The sequence below is a fragment of the Streptomyces sp. NPDC034085 genome (genome assembly GCF_055575555.1).
This window is the reverse complement of record NZ_JBVISL010000019.1, coordinates 19609-37566: the sequence shown is the minus strand read 5'-3', so window position 1 is coordinate 37566 and position 17958 is coordinate 19609. Positions and strand designations below refer to the sequence as shown.

The window sequence follows — 17958 nt, the reverse complement described above, 5'->3', positions numbered from 1 at the left end:
AGCGCTTCTCCTTGCCAGACCAGGAACGACCCCCCATTCAAGCACCGCAACCGAGTAGGAGCTGCCATGCAGATCGTTGTCGCAGGTCAAGGCTACGTAGGACTCCCCCTGGCCGTGCGCGCCGCGGAGGTCGGTCACCGCGTCGTCGGCTACGACGTCGACCTGGACCGCGTCCGGCGGCTCACCGCTGGCGACTCGTATGTCCACGACGTACCCTCCTCGCGGCTCCGCGTCGTGCTGGACAGCGGAGCCTATTCGGCGACCGTCGACGAGGCCGCGCTGGCGGGCTTCGACATCGCGGTGATTACGGTGCCGACCCCGCTGCGCGAGAGCGTGCCCGACCTGAGCTACATCAAGTCCTGCGCCCGGACCCTTGGCGAGCATCTCCGCCGCGGCGCGACCGTCGTCCTGGAGTCCACGACCTACCCCGGCACCACCGAGGAGCTGCTGCTCCCGGTCCTGGAGGAGGCGTCGGGCCTCAAGGCTGGGGCCGACTTCCACGCTGGCTTCAGCCCCGAGCGGATCGCCCCGGGCAACAAGAGGTGGTCGTTCGAGACGACGCCAAAGGTGGTATCCGGCATCGACGCCGAATCGCTCGGTGTGATCAAGGGCTTCTACGACAGCATCTTCGAGACCACGGTGCCGGTGTCCGGGCCCAAGGTCGCCGAGCTGGCCAAGCTGATCGAGAACACCTTCCGGCTCATCAACATCTCCATGATCAACGAGCTGGCCACCCTGACCGACCGTCTCGGCGTGAACATCTGGGAGGCGATCGACGCCGCCGCGACCAAGCCCTTCGGCTTCACACGGTTCACCCCGGGGCCGGGCGTCGGCGGACACTGCCTGCCGGTCGACCCGCTGTTTCTGTCCTGGAAGATCCGGGAGGAGCTCGGCGTCCCCTTCCGGTTCGTGGAACTCGCCGACGCCGTGAACCGCCACATGCCCGACTACGTCGTTCGCCGTGTCGCGCAAGCGCTCGACCAGCGAGGCAAGACCGTCAATGGCTCCCGGATCCTGCTGCTCGGCCTGACCTACAAGATCAACGCCACCGACCTCCGCGAGTCGCCCTCGACCCGTGTCGCCGAACTCCTGATCAACCTCGGTGCCCAGGTCCTCGGCGCCGATCCCAACGTCCCGGCCGCCGACCACACCAGGCTCAACGTGCCCCTTGTCAACGCGAGCGAGGAGGAGATCACGGCCGCCGACGCCGTGGTGCTCCTGATGGACCACGCCACCTTCGACCTTCCGATGATCGGCGAGCGCGCGCCTTACGTCCTGGACTGCCGCAACCGCCTGTCCGGACCGCACGTAGAAACCCTTTAGCTCCTCGAACTCCGCCAGCCCCCTGTCGACGCTCCCCAGGAGTTCTCGTGCGCGATGAATGGGAACACGCCCACACGGACTACACCGTGCCCGCGCAGCGCCGCATGCCCGCCTCGCTGGCCGAATCCGAAACCGACTGGCGCCACCACCTGGAAACCTCCACCCCCAACGGCTGGCTGATCCGCCACTCCGCCATGACCGAAGCACTCCTCAGCGGAAAGCCGCTCTACCTGCTGCACACCACCAAGGACATCGACGCCATCCGCATCAGCCGACAGCTGCACGTCTCCACCGGATGCCTGGTCGGAGCCCTGTACTGCTCACCCCTCACCAGCCAGGGTCAGGGACTGCGCCCCCACAACCTCGGCGCCTACCTGATGGAGACCAAGCCCTCCACCAGACCCCTGGTCTTCGAAGTCACCCCCGACGCCTCGATCCAGCCCAAAGGCGTCGACTACCTGCACCTGGGCGGGATCCACCTGCGCACCTACCTGCGCTACCAGAGCTTCCTCACCCCGGCCGAGAACGAACAACTCGACCGCGCCGTCCTGGCCGGCCTGCGCACCGCAGCCGCCTTCCTCGACACCGCCCTGCGCAACGCCACCGGCCACACCACCACTGCGGCGCCCGCCTTCATCGACATGCTGTCCGACGCCGTGACCCACGTGCCGTTCCTCGGCTACCTGTACTTCGAGGTCCTGTCCGAGTACCTCATGCTCCACTCTGCGGCACCGGAGACCAAGACCTATGCCCAGGTGGGAGAGCTGAACAACCGGCTTTACAAGCGACTCGCCTTCGCCGCCGTGGATGGCATGGAACGGCTCTTCGACCTGGCCCGCTTCAACCCGCGCCACCACCGGCTCGTCCAGCTCATCGAAGGCATCGAACCAGCCCTCGGCCCCGGAGTCGCCGAGTACGTCCGGCGAAGGCTCTCCCACCTGTTGGCCCGGACCGCGCTGCACCCGTCCCAGGACGCGGCATCAGTCACCTTCCGGGGAGCCGATCTCCGCACGATCCAGAAAGTCGCGCCCGGGCTGATTGGCCAGATGGTCTTCCGCGAGCTCCGCTACATGCCCCGCTACCGGCACCTGTACCACTGCTTCGAGAAGTCCAAAGCCCTTGAGGCGTGGGACTACTGGAACAGCGAAGGAATCCCCACCCCCTTCAACGGGATCCTCCCCAAGGGAGAGATCGGCATCAACCCGGTCTACCCCCGCTCGTCAGTCAGGGTGTGGGCGGCGGAGCAGGACGAGAAGGGCTACCTGCATCCGACCCAGGAGGTCGAAGCCGACTTCACACCGCACCTCGCTTCCTGGTGGGCGCCGCCCCGTCAGCGCAATGGAGTCGCCCCATGACCACCAAGGCCCTGAACCTCCTCACCGGCATCAACCGCGCCTCTGCGCCGTCGTCCGGAAGCATGATTCTCGTCCACGACCTCTACGGCGCGATGCCGGAACTACACACGACCTTCCTCGGCAGGGCCCCGGTCGACCAGCCATGGGCGGCATCCTTTGACCGCCTCATCCCCCTCTCGACCCCGAAGCGCCCACAGGGCCCCAACTTCGACCGCTACCTCGACGAGCTGACGTGCGAAGTGGATGGCCTCATCCAGAACATCAAGCCAGACGCCATCCACGCTCAGTACGTCGGATTCGCCCTGAGCCTGGCCTTCGCCCGGGCAGCTGGCGCCATTCCGATCATTTCCATCGCCCACGGCCCCGACGTGATGGCGGCCGAGCGCAGCCCACGGGAACACGACACACTGATGGAAGTCGCCGCCGCGAGCGCCGTGATCGTCGCCCCGACCTCCGCCCTCGCCGACCGCATCGACCGCCTCACAGGACACCGGTTCACCGACCGGCTCACCATCCTCCCCTGGGGCATCCCCCTGAGCGATGCCCGGGTACGCGATCAACCGCCTACCGGCACCGGATCTCTGTCTCTGGTACACGCGGGGCGTCTGGACGAGAACAAGTCCACGATCACCGCCATCGAAGCCCTCGCGCTCACCAACCAGCCCCACCGCTTGACCGTGATCGGGCAAGGACCCCTTCGAGAGCACCTGGGGCAACGGGTCACCGAACTCAGGCTTTGGGAACGTGTCCGCTTCGAGCCGTTTCTGCCCCGCCAAGAACTCTGGCGCCGCCTGCCGGACTTCGACGCCTTCATCTTCACAACCAACGGCCTGGAGGCGTTCGGACTCGTCCTCATCGAAGCTCAAGCCCACGGGCTTCCGATCATCTACTCCGGCATCCCCGGCGTGAGGCACACCGTCGGGGACGCGGGCGTTCCCTACGTCCCTGGCGACCCCCGCTCACTGGCCGCGAACCTGGACGAGATGGGCCAGGACCGCCGCTGGCGCACCGCCCTGGCCAAGCAGGCGCTCCACAACGCGCGCCAATACGACATCGCTACCACCGGCCGCCAGCTTCGCGAGCTCACGCTCCACATGACATGGGACCGGCCGCCTCGTCAGTAGAGAGGCCGACGGGCGGCCAGCGCCGGAAAAGCTCCGGCCGATCAACCGGCCGACCTCCCCCGGACCCTGGCAACAGCGTTGTACCAGGCCATCCTCTTTCAAGCCGGCAGTCACCCGTCCGGAGCCAGACAGTTCATCACGGCCCACGCGCAGGCTCGGGAGTGGGAGGCTGCGCGGATGGACGCTTCGTGAACCGGCGGTGGTACGGGTCGGAGCCGAACGAGCCGGACCCCCGCCCGAAGCTCGGCCACGACTACGTCAAGCTGGTGGGCGGCCCGCTCGACGGGACGCTCCTCGACGTCAGAGGATGGGATCCGCAGGAGAGCGCGGACAGCGCCACGCTGATGTCCGACCACGGCCAGTTCGGGCCGACGCAACGCCCCGAGTACGAGCCGGCCGAAGCCGACGGCAGCGGTCGGCCGGGCCGGTTCGTCTGGTGGGGCGACATCCATAGCCGCGGGGCGGCTGGCAGGGGGCGGTGGCGGGTCGGGTCCTCATCAACGCCGACCACCCGAGCGACGGCCACCTCCGGCAAGGCGTAGACCAGCCGAAGGACCGTACTCTGGCTGACGCCGACGCCAAGCACGCACGCCAGCACCGGCCCGGCCCGCCAGCCCGGGCCGCCGATGGAGCGGCGTCCGACGGGCCGCAGCGAGCGCATCAGGGCCCCTGGTCCGACGGGCCGAGCCCCGTCAGTGCGTCTCCCGCGTCACGGTGAGATCAAGTGAACCACCCGCCAGCCGCGTCACCAACCTCACTGGGCAATACAGCTAAGGGTTGTCCCGTAAATGATCTCCGAGTCGCCTCGGGCCTGCTCTGTGATCGTGTGGCCCGCTCACCTATCCGGCGAGGGTGAGGTTGTGCATCCGGGCAATGCCGAGCATGGCGTGGTGGACGCCCTCGCCTTTCAGACGGCAGTCGCGGAGGATCTTCCATGTCTTCATCCGCGCGAAGACATGCTCGATGCGGGCCCGGACCTGCTTGTGGGACTTGTTGTGCTCCGCTTTCCACTTCGGGAGTTCCGCCTGGCCGCGCTCGCGGCGGTGCGGGATGACGAGGCCGGTGCCCGGATAGCCGCCGTCGGCGATCGTGAGGGTCTTGCCGACGGCTGCCTTGGCACCGGACTCCTCCCACGCCTTGCAGTCGTTGCGGTTCCCGGCGAGCGGCCGACCGACTACGACGACCAGACGGGTATCGGCGTCGATGACGACCTGGTGGTTGGTGGAGTACCTGTAGTTCTTCGACTGCGCGGCGATGGTGTGGTCGCGGGCCGGCACGAGGGTGCCGTCCACGTCAGCGCGGTGTCCTTGGCGAGCCGCTTGCGGGGCTGGAGCGCGAGCATCGGCCCGAGGTGGTCGATGATCCGGTCCGCCGCCGACTTCGACACCCCGAACAGCGGGGCGAGCTGCCGCATCGTCAAGTTCGTACGCCGGTACGCCGCGACCAGCAGTGCCCGGTCCTCCAGCGGAAGACTCCATGGCCGGCCCTTGCGGACCGCATCCGCACCCTCCCGCCGCAGCACCGTCACCAGCTTCCCGAAGGCACGCGGGCTCAGCCCTGTGAAGGGGGCATCCAGGAGGGCTCCGACGCCGTGATCACACCAGCCACACCAAGATCATCCCAGTTGCCGAGGCTGACCCATGTCCTCGATCCTGTGTGTGCGGCAAGCAGGAGGGCACATGGGGCTGGTTCTTTTCCCGGGCGACGGAGACAACAGCAGTCCGGATGCGTCCTGGTCCTACAGCGGCTTTGCCGCGTTCCGGCGGCGCCTGGCCGAGGCCGAGGGGTTCGTCCTCTCAGAGATGCGGGGATTCGGCGGCGAGCGCCCGTGGAGCGAGCTGTCCACCGCTCTGGAGCCACTCCTCGATCATTCAGATGCCGGCGGTGACGACCTCTCGCCCGCCGAGTGCGCGTCGATTCTGGTCCGGCTGGAGGAGATCACCGACCAGTGGGCACGGGAGGAAGGCGACCAGCCCCTCCAGCAGCACATCGAGGACGCCCGCCAGCTGGCGGGCGTCCTGCAGCTCTGCATCGAGAAGGACGTCCCGCTGGCCTTCCTCTGAAGCCCACCAACACGGAACCCACTTACGGGACAGCCCTTAGGCGGCCGCGTCCGGGTGGCGTCGCGGCCGCAGGATAGAGCCCTTCAGTAAGCGAGGCGGTCCTCCCGGGCGCCTTGGCCCATGTTGGCGGCGCGTTGGGGAACGGCACCAGCGGTGGCTGGTGCCGGCCGAGCCCGCCTTCCCCGTTAGATGCGTGACGAAGAGCTGGAGAGGACTTCGTTGATGGTGTTCTCGGTGGTGTCGTCGAGGGTGATGTCGTAGGTGCGGGCCATTTGCTGGATGCGTGCGACGGCCTTCCGTACGGCGGTGTGGTCGCCGGCAGTCGACTCGATGCGCAGGAGGTCTCGGTGGAGGACTTCGGAGGTTTCCTCGATCTCGAGGGCTCGCTGGATGGTGCGGCGGGCGGCGTCGAGGTCGGGGGTGTCGCCGTCGGTGTGCCAGCGGGCGAGGGTGTGGGCGGTGTCGGTGATCCGCGCCAGCATTTCCTGGATGACGGGGTCTGCCCAGGGCAGGGTCCGGCCTTCGAAGGGGCGGCCGCGGACCAGCGCCATGGCCGTTTCCAGGTCGGCGGTGCCGGCCCCGGGGCCGGCGGCCAGTCCTCGGGTGGCCAGGATTTTGAACTCGGCCCAGTCCGAGGTGACCGAGGGGTGGAGGACGTACCCGGCGCCGTTTTTGGGGCGCGGAAGCAGCGGGAGGCCGTCGCTGGTGAGGCCGAGGACGTTGCGCAGTTCGGACAGCCGGGAGTGCAGGGTGCGGGTGGACCAGGGGTTGACGGGGTCCATGGCCTGGCACAGGTACTCGGTGCCGCGTCCGGGGCGCAGGTGGAGGAGGGCTGCGAGGGCGGCGGTGCGGGGGCCGTGGGCGGTGGCGGCGGTGCCGGTGATGCGCAGGGGGCCGAGCATGTCGATGCGGACAGGTGCTTGCTCGTCGGTGGCCTGGGCGGGCACGGTGGCGGCGGTTTGGGTGGGTACTTGCGCCTTGTTGGTGGCGGCCTGGCCGGTCTCGTTGGGCTCTGCCGTGTCCGTCGCCGTTTCTGGCCCGTCTGCTGCTGGCTGCATGGCTTCGGGGGTGCCTTGGTCGCCGGCGGGTTGGGGAGCGGTGGCTGGGGAGGCGGCGGTGAGTGCGGGGAAGGGGTTGCCGGGGTCCTGGGCATCGGCGGTGGTGGACCGTAGGGTCAGAGGCTGGCCGCTGGCGGCTGCCTGGTCGTGGCTCTCGGCGAGTTCCCATGCGCCGGAAGCTGGTACTGGGTCCTGGGTGGAGATCTGCAGGGCGTGGACGTATTGCCGGTACTGCTCGTCGGTGATGCGTTGCAGGGTGACGGGCAGGCCGAGCGGGGCGAGGAGGGCTTCCTGCCCTGTCGTGACGTCGAGGATCTCGGCGTGGGGGAAGACGCGCCGGGCCGCTTCACTCGCAGGCAGGACGACGGCGGTCTTCAGGTTCCGGGCGGCAGCGAGAGCATCGGCCAGCTGGGCCAGGTGTTCCCCGTCGTGGTCGCCGGCGCCGATCATCAGCCATGGCAGGACCTGCTCGCCGCTCTGGTGGGCTTCGAGGAGGAGTTCGCCGAGGTCGGCGGCGACGGCCGGCAGGTGGGGCATGGTGCGGATCCGGCCCTGCGGCAGGAGCTTGGCCAGGCGGCTGCCGAGGCCGGCGGTGAGGATCTCGCTGTAGTCGGTCCACCCGGACGTTCCCAGTTCCAGGGCCAGAGCGCGTGCGACTTCGAGGACCTCCTCCGGGGTGCCGTCCAGGAGGAGGATGTCGCAGGTGGTCAGGTCGGCCAGCAGGAGCCCGTCCTGGTAGGCGCCGAGGGTGACCAGGCCCGGATAGGGGGCCTCGACGTCTTTCAGGGCTTCGGGATCCGGGAGGACGGCTGCGGGGTCCAGGGTCCAGGTACGGCTGTCGGGCCCTGCGGTGAACGGGGCTACGGGGTCGGCTGGCTCGTCCAGGAGCATCCGGACCTCCTTGCCCGCCAGGAGCACGCCGCGCAGGGTGGGCAGCACGCGTTCGTCGGTGGCGGCCTGGTGGGCGAGGGCGCGCAGGATGCGGTCGAGGACTTCGACGCCGGCGGGCTCGCCGACCGCTGTCAGGAGCTGTTCGAGGGTGTTGGGGTCGTTGTCCTGGGCGATGGTCTGACCCGCGCGGCGCTGGCGCTGTTGCAGAATCCGGCGCACGCCCAGAGCGCCGGCCAGGGACGCGGCCAGCAGCGTCCCGAGTCCCGCTACCACCGCCCAGTTCACGCCGGCCGTGGCGCTCTGCGCACGCGGGGCGTTCGGGGATGGGGTCTGGGCGGGGGAGGAGCTCGGGGCCGGCGAGGCGGCCGCAGGTGTCCGCGTCGGGAGCTGGGCCGATGGCGCGGCGGCCGGTGCGGAAGACGAAGCGGCGGGTGGCGCCGTCTGCGGGGGCGCCGTCGCCGCCGGGGCGGTGGCCGCTGGCGTGGCCGGTCCGGGCTCGGGGGTGTGCGGGGACGGGGCGGGGGTCCCGGTTCCTGCGGTGTGGGGGAGGGCGAGCTGTTGTCCGGGATAGATCAGATCGGGGTTGTTGAAGGTGTCGCCGCCGGGAAGAGGCTGGCCCTGATTCAGGTCGAAGATCTCCTCATGGCGGTCGGGGTCGCCCAGCTGGTCAGCCGCAATGGAGGAGAGGCTGTCCCCGTCGCGAACCGTGTACCGGACCTGGCCGGCGCCGTGCGGCGCGCTCCCCTCTCCTGCTGCGCCGGCGCCCGTTGCCGGGGCGGAGGGGATGGTGGCGCCGGCGGGCAGGGCGAGCACCCATCCCGGCTGGATGGGCCGCTCGGCGTCGAAGACCGTGCCGTCTGCCATGGTGCGGCCGTCGTTGAGGACGGCGATGTCCGTCCACCGCTCCCCGCTGCCGAGCGTCTGCTGGGCGATGGACCACAGGCTTTCCGCGGGCCGCAGATCGCGGACCGTGTACGTCACGGCCGTGCTCGACGAGCCGGCCGCTGCGCTGTGCGGTGCGGTCTCGGCGCCGCCGGGTGTGGGGGAGGCGGTGACGCCCGTGGGGGTGGCGGCGGGCGCGGCGGTGGTGGGGGCGGCGAGGGCGGTTCCGGTGGGCAGGGCCAGCAGGACGGCGCCGACCAGGGCGGCGGCGGCCCGCTGCCCGACCAGGCCCCGGATCTGCGGGGCGGTGCGGCCGCGGAGCTGGGCGGGGATCTCCAGGAGGACCGCGCCGGTGAAGCACACCCACCCCACCCACCCGGCGACGGCCAGGCCGAGCAGGAACACCTGCCCGGAGTCCTCCGTGGACAGCAGGTGCCAGAGCGCGGCCACACCGGGGGGTCCGACCAGGGTGGTGGCCCACCACAGCAGGACGGGCAGTCCGGCCAGCAGCAGGGCCAGAACGGCCAGGGACAGCACGCCGCGCAGCAGTGCGGCAGCCGTCTGGGCGCCGCTCCGGCGTGATGGCGGGGTGCGGTCGGGGGTGGGCTTCGGCATCGCCGGTCCTTCTCGCTGAAGTGTGGGGCTATTGGGGCTGGGTGACGCCGTGCAGCAGGCGCGCGCTGGCGTGGCCGGTGACGTCCATGGATCCGATGCCGGCGATGGACAGGAACACCGTGGGATAGGTGCCGTGGACGGTGACGGTGAGCTGGGTTCCGTCGGCGGACAGGCTCGCGCTGCCCTCGGTGCCGGTGCGGGCGAGGTAGGCCTGGGCGGCGGCCTGGGCGGCGGCCGGGTCGACCCGGATTCCTGTGCCGGTGATGGCCGCGGCGGGGTCGATGGCCTGACCGGCCGCGCGGGCGGCTTCCATGGCGACGGCGTCCGCGCGTTCGGTCGCGCGGAGTTTCCCGCCGCCGTCGATGGCCAGGCCGATGATGGCCAGCAGTGCCACGGTGGTGATCGCGGTGTAGACGGCGATCCCGCCCCGGTCCTCGCGCAGACGGCCGGCCGCCCGCCGGAGAGGGGTGTACATGCCTCAGCCCTCCCGGGAGCGGTAGGCGTCCACGACGGAGGTGAACGTGCTGGTCAGGGTCTTGGATCCGGGGACACCGGGGAGCAGCAGGTCGGCCATGGCGACGGTGCAGGTGATGGTCACGGTGACGGTGCCGACCTGCCCGATCGGTACGGCCAGTCCGGAAACGTCCACGCTGGTGCTCGAGGAGGCGCAATGGAGGCCCTGGTCGTCAAGGGAGCGGGCGGCCGCGGCGGCCGCTTCGGACTGGGCCGCGCCGTAGGTGCGGGAGATGGAGGCGGCGCGGGCCGCGTCTTCGGCGGCCGCGTCGATCTTCGCACCGGAGGTGACGATCCGCCCGCCCGCGATGGCCAGGCACAGCAGCATGATCAGCAGGGGGGTCACGATGGCGGCCGCGATGGTCTCGCTGCCCCGGTCCTGGCGGGCCAGGGCCAGCAACCGTCTCGCCTGTGCGGTGAGGGTCATGGGGTGGTCCACCGTTCACGGGGCGCCCCGGCCGTCTGGGAGACGCTCAGACCCGAGAGGCCCGGGATCAGGGAGGGCGCCGTGCCGGTCACGGTCACCCGGACCTCGGTTGTGCTGCTGCCGGAGGTGCTGACGGCGCTGGAGGCGAGGCTGTCGCCGGCGATCCGTCCCAGGGCTTCGCGGGCCCGGGCGGCGCCCGCGCCTTCGGGGGCCTGGTAGACGCGGGCGGCGGCGACGCCTTCACGGGCGGCGGTCAGGGCGATGCTGCGGGCGTGGAACCACATCGCGGCCTGGACGACCGCGACCGTGATCAGGATGACGAACGGGAACACGATCGCCATCTGGATCGACGCCTCACCCCGGTCCCCGGCCTCGCCCCGCAGCCGGCCCCAGCGGCACGCGCCGGCGCTGCCGGGAACGCGCCCTGACCTCTTCGGCCGGTCCCCGGCCCAGCGTCCTGCCACCACTCCCCCTCTCTGTGTTTCGCGTCGCTGTCGGGCTGTCAGATGCCGGACAGCTTGCCGTTGTACTTGGTGACCACGACGCCGATGGTCCCGGCGATGACGAGGGCGCCGGCGACGGCGGCGACCCAGATGATGATCGTGGTGATGGAGATGTCGCCCCGGTCCTTGGAGCTGTGCTCCTTGATGTCCTGCCAGTGGGAGCGCAGGGCGACGGACAGGCGGACGGCGAGCTTGGTCATGACGTTTCTCCCTCGTGGGCGGTCAGGTGGTGAGCATGCGGATGATGGCGGGGAACGCGATCAGGAGCATGACCAGGACGGCCAGCAGGGCGCCGGGGGCGGTCATCTTCTCGCTGTTCGCGTTGGCGTCGGCCGCCTGGGCGGCCAGGAGCTCGGTGCGCAGGTTCTTCGCGCGCGAGCGGAGGGTGGCGTAGACGGAGGCGCCGTCGTCGGCGGACTGCCGCATGATCGCGGCGAGGTCGTCCATCACGGGCAGGTCGAGCTCGGCGGTCAGGCGGGCCAGCGACTCCCAGTGCGCCACCTTGTCCACCCGGGACTGGGCCAGCGCTGCCTGGATCCGCTGGAACGCCCACCCGCGGCCGACCTGCGCGGCCTGTTCCATGGCCTGCTCGGCGGAGACGTTGCCGGCCCGGCGCAGTGCCACCAGGTCGAGGTAGGCGGCCATGGCGTGGGCGAACTCCGCCCGTGCCCGCTTGGCCTTGTCGCGCAGCGCGAGATCGGGTGCCAACCACAGCACTACGGCCGCCAGGAGGCCGACGATCGCGGGCAGGTACAGCGGCAGCCCGAGCAGCAGGAGCGGGATGGTGGACAGGGGCGGCAGGAGCAGGCCGCCGCCGGCGAGTGCCACCTTGGTCAGGACGAACTTGGCCGGGGTGCTGCCGGTCAGGGCCAGGTCCTTGTACGGGATCCGTACGCCCGGCACGTCGGCCAGGCGCTCGAGCAGCCAACGCCCCCACCGCTCGTCGCGGTCCAGTGCCTGGTGGTCGGCCGCGGCGGACAGGGGTGCGGGCTGGTTGAGGCGTCGCAGCGCCGGCCCGAGGGCCGGGGCGGGCCGCAGGACTTCACGGATCAGCAGAGCGCCGCCGGCGCCGATGGCCGCTCCGGACAGGATCGCCGCGACCGGCATCATGCCCGCACCTCCACAGCCGACTCGGATACCTCTTCGCCGTCTTCAACGGCGGCCGCGGGGGTGACGGCGCTGCGGGGGTCGGCGATCAGGAAGCGGGGGACAGGCTTGATGTCGGCGATCTGCCGCATCATCGCCAGGACCCCGACGAAGGCGGCCATGAGCACGGCCAGGACCAGCTGGCCCAGCATCGTCCCGTACGGGGCGGTGTAGGAGGGCACCAGGAACCCGGCGCCGATGACGCCGAGGGTGATGATGGTCATCCACCGCATCGTGGTGCGGGGCTTGGCGCGGTCGGCCTCGATGCCGCGGCGCCGGGCGACCTCCTCGTGGACGGACTCGGCGAGGTCGTCCAGCGCCTGCGCGAGCCCGGGCCCCCGGTCGGCCGCCGACAGCACCAACGCCGCCACGACCTTGTCGGCCGTCACATCAGCCAGGGCGTCGCCGAAGGCGCGCAGCGCGTCGGTGGGCCGCCATCCGACCTGGAGGCGGTCCACGAGATCGGCGACCTCACCGGCGATGTCCTCAGGACACCCGCGCCGGGAGATCTGCAACGCCTCGTCCAGGCCCCGACCCAGCCGGAGCGTGTTGGCCAGGCGCTGGGTCCAGTCCCCGAGCGCCTCGAGCTTCCCGATACGGGCGGTGGCCGACTTCGTCGGCGCCAGCAGCCACGGCACCCCGATCACCGCGAGGAACACCATGGCCCCGGCCACGAACACCCCCGTGACCAGCCACAGCAGCACCCCGGCCAGCGCCCCGCCCACAAGCCGCGTACGGCGGGCCATCCGTTCGTCCCGGTTGGCCAGGTGCCGCCCGGCCCGCAGCCGCGCGGCGAGCCCCGGCCCCTTCGGGGTGCTGGTACCGACGATGCCCGCCACCAGGCCGACCAGTCCGCCCGCCAGGGCGAGGCCCGCGAGCACCCACCACAACAGCGTCACAGCGCCTCCTCCCTCACCAGCAGCGGCAGCGCTGCGCCCCATGCTCCGGCCTGCTCGTTCAGCAGCGAGGCGTCGAAGCCGGCACGACGCAGGTCGTTGATGCACCGCGGCAGCGTCAAGGGCACGGCGCGGTGCTCACCCCATTCCGGGCGTGGCCCGAAGATCTGGTTGGTCTCCGGGCGGCCGCCTTCGCCGATCCCGGTGACCTCCAGGACGTGGGAGACGAACCGGTGCCGGTGCCCGCCGATTTTCGTCTCGTCCACGGAGGAGACGAACACGATGAAGTGCAGCCCGTTCGCGGCCTGCCGGTAGGCCAGCGACTCCGACATGTTCGCCTGCGCCAGCAGGTACAGCTCGGCGATCCGGTCGAACACCACGGACGGGTGGATGGCGTGCAGGGTGCACAGGTTGCCGCCCGCGCCGTTGGTCATCGCCTGGAGCATGGCCACGATCTCCGGGCCGCGGACCTCGCCGACCACGATCCGCGTCAACGTCATACGCAGTGCCCGGTACATCAGGTCCATCAGCGTGATCTCGCCAGCCGCGTTGCCGGCGACCATTTCGCCGTTGGACTCGCGGGCCTCCATCGGCACCACCTGCCGGTGGTGCCCGTTCTCGTGGGCGAACAGCTCGTACTCGGTCTCCAGCGTGGCGAACCGCTCGTCCGGGTCGATCTCCCGCAGGAGCGCCCGCAGCAGGGTCGTCTTGCCGGCGGCCTGACCGCCCACGATCATGACGTTCTTCTCCGCGCGCACGCACGCCCGCAAGAACGCCTCCAGCGTGGTGTCGAGCATCCCGCGGTTCACGAGCTCGGGCAGGTCGGCGTGGCGCATGCTGTGCCGGCGGATCGTCACATACGTGCCCGGGGTGACGTCGATGACCGCCTGCAGCCGTGACCCGTCGGCCAGCCGCAGCGCCAGGAACGGGTCCGCCGTCGACAGGCTCCGCTCGGCCTGGCCGGTGGTGCGCCGGGCCAGGTCCCGCAGGAGTTCGCGCAGCTCCTCGTCGGAGTCCGCGACCGGTGCCACCTGAACGCGGCGGCCGTCGGTGAAGTCCAGCCACACGTCTTCGTATCCGTTGATGAAGATGTTCTCCACCAGTGTGTTGTCCAGGTGCTGCTGCAGGCGCCCGGCCCGGAACTGCAGGTCGAACACGGCCTGTGCGATGGCCGCGTCCTCGCCCGGGCTGGTGGCCGTCCCGCGCTTGACGGCTTCGGCGTCCGACCACACCGCGACCTGCTCATTGATCAGGTGGCGGCCCTGCTGCTCCTGCGCGGCCTGGCTCAGACCGGGCCGGGCACGCAGCAGCTCGGTCAGCCGCTCCCCGACCTGCTTCTTGATCAGCCGCACCGCCGCGTAATCCACCACGACAGCCGCCGGGAGCGCCGGCTGAGGCAGCTGCGGCGCACCGGTGCCGGGCCCCGCTGAGGGAGCCGGAAGCCACGGATTGACCGGCACGCCCTGCTGCCCGCCCGGCGCGCCAGCGCCGGAGCCGCCGCGTACGGCGCCCAGCCGGCTCTCCAGGGAACCAGCCACACGGGGGTCGTTGTGAAGAGGGTTAGCGCGCACCCGTCACCACCGCATTCGCCGTGCCAGGGGGAGGGGCCAGGCGCGAGCGGCGGATCGCCACCAGCTCCTGCACCCGTACCGCCGCCGTCCGCACCCCACGCATCAACTCCCCGGACTCGAACCTGCGCGGCTGATCCGCACCGTCCGACAGCACGGCAGCCTCCTTCGGCCGCCACGGCAGCACCGCGGTGACCGTCACCCCCAGGTGCTTGCGCACCTCCTCCTTCGAGAACGGCCCCTCGTCCACCAGCAGCAGCCCGAGCTCCGTGCGCCCGCCCAACGACGCACGCAGCGCCTCGATCCGCACCTGGGCACCCTGCAGCCCGCGCAGCGTATTGCGGGCGACCAGCAGGACAGCGTCCGCCTTCTGCGCCAGCACACCCGAAGGCCCCACCGCACCCCGCCGGCCCAGGTCCACGATCACGTCATGCCCGTGCTCCTCGATCCCCGCGAACAGCACCGACAGCGGCCGCCAGGCCGGCTCCATCGCCGAGGCGTGCGCAGGATCGTAGAGACCAGGCAGCACCAGCCGGTCACGCGTCCCGGCATCGGTGACGTCCACCAGCTGCCGCCAGAACGCATCCACCAGCTGCCCATGACCCTGCCGGGCCGCCACCGCCAGATTCCGCATCCCCCGCGAGTTGTCCAACGTGCCCTGCAGCGCACCAGGCAGAACAGCCCCGCCGTCCGGATCCGCCTCGGCCAGCACCACCCGATGCCCCTCCGGCATCGGCCACGTCATCAGCAGGCCCAGAGCGGCCGTGGTCACCCCCGGCGCTCCCAGCCCGCCCGCCAGCGCCACCACCGCCATCAGGAACCCTCCTGCGCGGCCACAATCAGCGCCACCGCACCCGTCGCCACCCGCGACGCCAGCACCGGCCCATCCGCAGCCGGCACCGCCACGTCCACCACCACCACACCCGTCGCCGGCGCCGCCACCCCCACCGCGACCACCGTCGCCGCAAGCGTCTTCGGAGCAGGCGCCGCCTCACCAGGCTTGCCGGCCCCCGCCACAGCGTCCGCCTGGGCCGGATCCGGCGTCGAGACGATCAGCACCTTCTGCCCAGGCGACAGCCGCGACGCCGGAAGCTGCGACGGCTTCAACGCCACACCCACCAGCTGCTCACCGCCCTTCACCAGCGACACGGCCGTGACCTGCCCCGGTGACAGCAGCGATCCGGCCTTCAGGGCCACAGCGGCACGCTGGCCAACCAGGCCCGCCTTCTTCGTCGCCGGCACCGCCTTGACCACCGGGTCCAGAGCCAACGACGCCGGCGCCAGGTCGGCTGCAGAGAGCGCCTGTCCCACCGGCACATCCCGGGCCACCACCAGCACACTCGAGCGCTGACCCGACGCGGTGAACAGCAGCGCCCCCGACAGGCCACCGGCCGCGATCAACGCGACGGACAGCGCGATCAGCCCAGGACGGCGCCGTCGCTGGCGCACGACTCGAGGCGCCGGCGTCGGCTTGTCAGCGGGCCCACCCGGCCCGGGGACGGCGGCACGGCCATTCGCGGCCGCGGTGGTCGTACTCACGTGCTGTGCCTCCAGCAGAGGAGAAGGAAGAAGGAAAATTCGCGGGAAGCGCCTGTTACTGGCCGACTACCTGGACTTCGCCGACAGCGATGTCCACGGAGCTCGAACGCACCTCGGTCAGCTGGCCGCTCTGGCCGCCCCCGGTCCAGTCGATGGCCCACGTGGACGTCGCGGTCACGTGGTACTTCCCGAGCGTCCGGTAGCTGTGACCGCAGTCGGGCGACGGGTTCTTGCCGAACTCGGCCCGGTAGGGGGTGCCCGGGGTGGTGCAGGTGACCGTCGTGCCGTCACCCATCGCCCATACGATCTTGGCGACCCTGGCCGTGGCGGTGACCGTGACGGCGCCGGCGGAAGCGGACGCGACGTTGGGGCCGTAGGTCTCGGGGCCCGTCGCCGTCCACATATAGACAGGCATACCGACCACACCGACGCCCCCCGGCTTGGGGACGATGCCGATGGCCGGCGGGCGAAGGAGCATCGAGTCGACCGCGCGCTGCGCGAGGACAGCAGGGTCCACGGCCACAGCGGGCGGGTTCTGTGCCCAGAAGGCCCGGCCCGCTCCCGCGAGATTGTCGCCGTCCGCGATGCCGTTTCCGAGCCCGCACGGGTCCAGGTAGACCGCCCCGTCGCCGGGCGAGTGCCCCTGCCACAGAGCGCTGCCCGCCGGCGGAGGAGGATCCAGCGGCCGAAACGAGCAGTCCTGACCCAAGCCGTCGATGTTGCTCCCGGAACCCGTTGAGGACCCACCTGTTTGCTGCTTGGCGGGCGGCTTGACGGAGCCGGGGCTGTTCGCTCCGACACAGAAGTGCTTCAGGTCGGCGCAGCCCCCCACGCTGACTGGATCGTCCGCGTAAGCCGTCGGAGCGGTGGCCGCGAGGAGAACGAGGACCCCTACCGAGCGCGCGCCGTGTCTCAGCATGCCTGTCCTTCCGGCTTCTCCTCCAAGACCATCCATCCACTGGGCCACTTCTCGGCAGTCACGGTGGTGATGTAGCGCTGGAGCCGGGTGGTGGGCAGATCGGCCGGCTTGCCCGAGTCCTTGTTCACTGGCTTCCACTGAGAGACGTCCATGCAGTCAGTGATGACGGCGGTTTTCAGCTTCGTGTCCGGTTTGAAGGTGACTGTGGTGTTCGAGTGCTTCGGCTGTCCGACGACGATGTAGCCGCTCGTACGGAGACTGGCGAGTTCCTGCTCCGTCTGTACGAGTGCGTTGCCGGTGGTGACCTTGCTCAGGTCTGTGCCCTGCGGGTCGGACTTGGCGTAAGCGCTGGTCAGAACGTCCCAGTAGTGGGTGTAGGCCGCCTGGACCTCGGCCTTGTCGGCCGCTTCAGGGTCGGCGGGTGCGCTCGGCGAGGCGGTGGCTGTGGTGGCGCTGGGGGAGACGGTCGGGACGGTGGCGGCGTTCTTGTCGTTCTTGCTTCCGCTGGTGCATCCGGCCGTGAGGGCCGCGACGGTCGCAGCGGCGGCTGCCGCCGCGAGCAGTCGACGGTTTCCGGTGTGGTGCTGTCGTGCGATTGCCACGGAAGTCTCCCCGGGTCACCTTGTCTGGCGGGTTGCCGCGCAACCCATCTAAATCGCTGGTGCAACGTGTTGCGTACGACTGTGGTCGTGCTATCCGGCACCCTACGACTTCAACGCCGCAGCTCCTATGGGGTTCTTGGGGCTCAGGTGACCGGACGTCACTTTTGGCCATGAATGCTAGTCCCCCGTCTGTCTGTGGGGTCTTGACGTGCGGTTTCCGGGTGGCGCTGTGCGCAGAGCCGGACGCTGGTGGGATTTCGGCAAGCCGTGGCCTGAATTCCTCCCGATGGCTTGTTCTTTGCTGCTGATAATGCTCCTTGCCGCTGCTCACCGGTTTTCTCACCGATGGAGGCTGGCCTGGGTCACGATCAGGCTGGCAACTCACCAGCACCCCGATATGGAACAGCTCGGGAGGTCTCGGAGGCTCGGCCGCCGGGGTCTCCGCCGTTTTCGTGCACCGGTCAGAACGGGGGCAGTCCTCGCCGTCGAAGTTGGCCCAGGCTGAGTGGCCTGCTTTCTTACCGGGGGCGGCGG

17 protein-coding genes and 1 pseudogene are annotated in these 17958 nt (G+C 70.5%); 5 read left to right on the top strand and 13 right to left on the bottom strand.

Annotation, left to right across the window (positions count from 1 at the left end):
- Positions 1-66 precede the first annotated feature (66 nt).
- The 4 genes from ACZ501_RS34535 to ACZ501_RS34520 all read left to right on the top strand — a co-directional run bounded on the left by ACZ501_RS34535 (position 67) and on the right by ACZ501_RS34520 (position 4344).
- A complete protein-coding gene (locus tag ACZ501_RS34535; protein ID WP_468800660.1) occupies positions 67-1323 on the top strand; it encodes a nucleotide sugar dehydrogenase in 1257 nt (418 codons plus the stop codon).
- Positions 1324-1370: 47 nt separating this feature from the next.
- On the top strand, positions 1371-2678 hold the full coding sequence (locus ACZ501_RS34530; RefSeq protein WP_468800658.1) for a hypothetical protein: 1308 nt from the start codon (positions 1371-1373) through the stop codon (positions 2676-2678).
- The gene (locus tag ACZ501_RS34525; protein ID WP_468800655.1) at positions 2675-3802 is read left to right on the top strand and encodes a glycosyltransferase family 4 protein; all 1128 of its coding nucleotides are present in this window, start codon (positions 2675-2677) and stop codon (positions 3800-3802) included. The genes ACZ501_RS34530 and ACZ501_RS34525 overlap by 4 nt, the downstream gene beginning before the upstream one ends.
- 188 nt (positions 3803-3990) lie before the next feature.
- Positions 3991-4344 carry a hypothetical protein gene (locus tag ACZ501_RS34520; protein WP_468800652.1) on the top strand — a complete coding sequence of 118 codons (354 nt, stop codon included), beginning with the start codon at positions 3991-3993 and terminating at the stop codon, positions 4342-4344.
- A gap of 297 nt (positions 4345-4641) precedes the next feature.
- On the opposite strand, the pseudogene ACZ501_RS34515 reads toward ACZ501_RS34520, so the two are convergent.
- Positions 4642-5410 (bottom strand): annotated as a pseudogene (locus tag ACZ501_RS34515) (transposase).
- 71 nt (positions 5411-5481) lie between these two features.
- On the opposite strand from ACZ501_RS34515, the gene ACZ501_RS34510 reads away from it, so the two are divergent.
- Positions 5482-5865, top strand: coding sequence for a hypothetical protein (locus ACZ501_RS34510; RefSeq protein WP_468800650.1), 384 nt, complete (start codon positions 5482-5484; stop codon positions 5863-5865).
- A 185-nt stretch (positions 5866-6050) separates the two neighbouring features.
- On the opposite strand, the gene ACZ501_RS34505 is transcribed toward ACZ501_RS34510, so the two are convergent.
- The 12 genes from ACZ501_RS34505 to ACZ501_RS34450 form a co-directional block, all read right to left on the bottom strand.
- Complete coding sequence (locus tag ACZ501_RS34505) at positions 6051-9311, bottom strand: LysM peptidoglycan-binding domain-containing protein (RefSeq protein WP_468800647.1); 3261 nt, start codon at positions 9309-9311, stop codon at positions 6051-6053.
- A gap of 28 nt (positions 9312-9339) precedes the next feature.
- A complete protein-coding gene (locus ACZ501_RS34500) occupies positions 9340-9786 on the bottom strand; it encodes a hypothetical protein (protein ID WP_468800644.1) in 447 nt (148 codons plus the stop codon).
- Between the two features lie 3 nt (positions 9787-9789).
- Positions 9790-10251, bottom strand: coding sequence for a TadE/TadG family type IV pilus assembly protein (locus tag ACZ501_RS34495; RefSeq protein ID WP_468800642.1), 462 nt, complete (start codon positions 10249-10251; stop codon positions 9790-9792).
- On the bottom strand, positions 10248-10634 hold the full coding sequence (locus ACZ501_RS34490) for a TadE family protein (protein WP_468800712.1): 387 nt from the start codon (positions 10632-10634) through the stop codon (positions 10248-10250). Before ACZ501_RS34490 ends, ACZ501_RS34495 begins: the two co-directional genes overlap by 4 nt.
- A 119-nt stretch (positions 10635-10753) precedes the next feature.
- Positions 10754-10954 carry a hypothetical protein gene (locus tag ACZ501_RS34485; protein ID WP_468800639.1) on the bottom strand — a complete coding sequence of 67 codons (201 nt, stop codon included), beginning with the start codon at positions 10952-10954 and terminating at the stop codon, positions 10754-10756.
- A 22-nt stretch (positions 10955-10976) separates the two neighbouring features.
- Complete coding sequence (locus ACZ501_RS34480) at positions 10977-11864, bottom strand: type II secretion system F family protein (protein ID WP_468800636.1); 888 nt, start codon at positions 11862-11864, stop codon at positions 10977-10979.
- Positions 11861-12799, bottom strand: coding sequence for a type II secretion system F family protein (locus ACZ501_RS34475; RefSeq protein ID WP_468800634.1), 939 nt, complete (start codon positions 12797-12799; stop codon positions 11861-11863). Before ACZ501_RS34475 ends, ACZ501_RS34480 begins: the two co-directional genes overlap by 4 nt.
- Complete coding sequence (locus tag ACZ501_RS34470; protein WP_468800632.1) at positions 12796-14334, bottom strand: CpaF family protein; 1539 nt, start codon at positions 14332-14334, stop codon at positions 12796-12798. Before ACZ501_RS34470 ends, ACZ501_RS34475 begins: the two co-directional genes overlap by 4 nt.
- Before the next feature lie 22 nt (positions 14335-14356).
- Positions 14357-15178 carry a hypothetical protein gene (locus tag ACZ501_RS34465; RefSeq protein ID WP_468800630.1) on the bottom strand — a complete coding sequence of 274 codons (822 nt, stop codon included), beginning with the start codon at positions 15176-15178 and terminating at the stop codon, positions 14357-14359.
- Positions 15178-15903, bottom strand: coding sequence for an SAF domain-containing protein (locus ACZ501_RS34460; RefSeq protein WP_468800628.1), 726 nt, complete (start codon positions 15901-15903; stop codon positions 15178-15180). The genes ACZ501_RS34465 and ACZ501_RS34460 overlap by 1 nt, the downstream gene beginning before the upstream one ends.
- Positions 15904-15958: 55 nt before the next feature.
- On the bottom strand, positions 15959-16420 hold the full coding sequence (locus tag ACZ501_RS34455) for an ATP/GTP-binding protein (RefSeq protein ID WP_468800626.1): 462 nt from the start codon (positions 16418-16420) through the stop codon (positions 15959-15961).
- Positions 16421-16815: 395 nt separating this feature from the next.
- Complete coding sequence (locus tag ACZ501_RS34450; protein WP_468800623.1) at positions 16816-17424, bottom strand: hypothetical protein; 609 nt, start codon at positions 17422-17424, stop codon at positions 16816-16818.
- Positions 17425-17958: the final 534 nt, after the last annotated feature.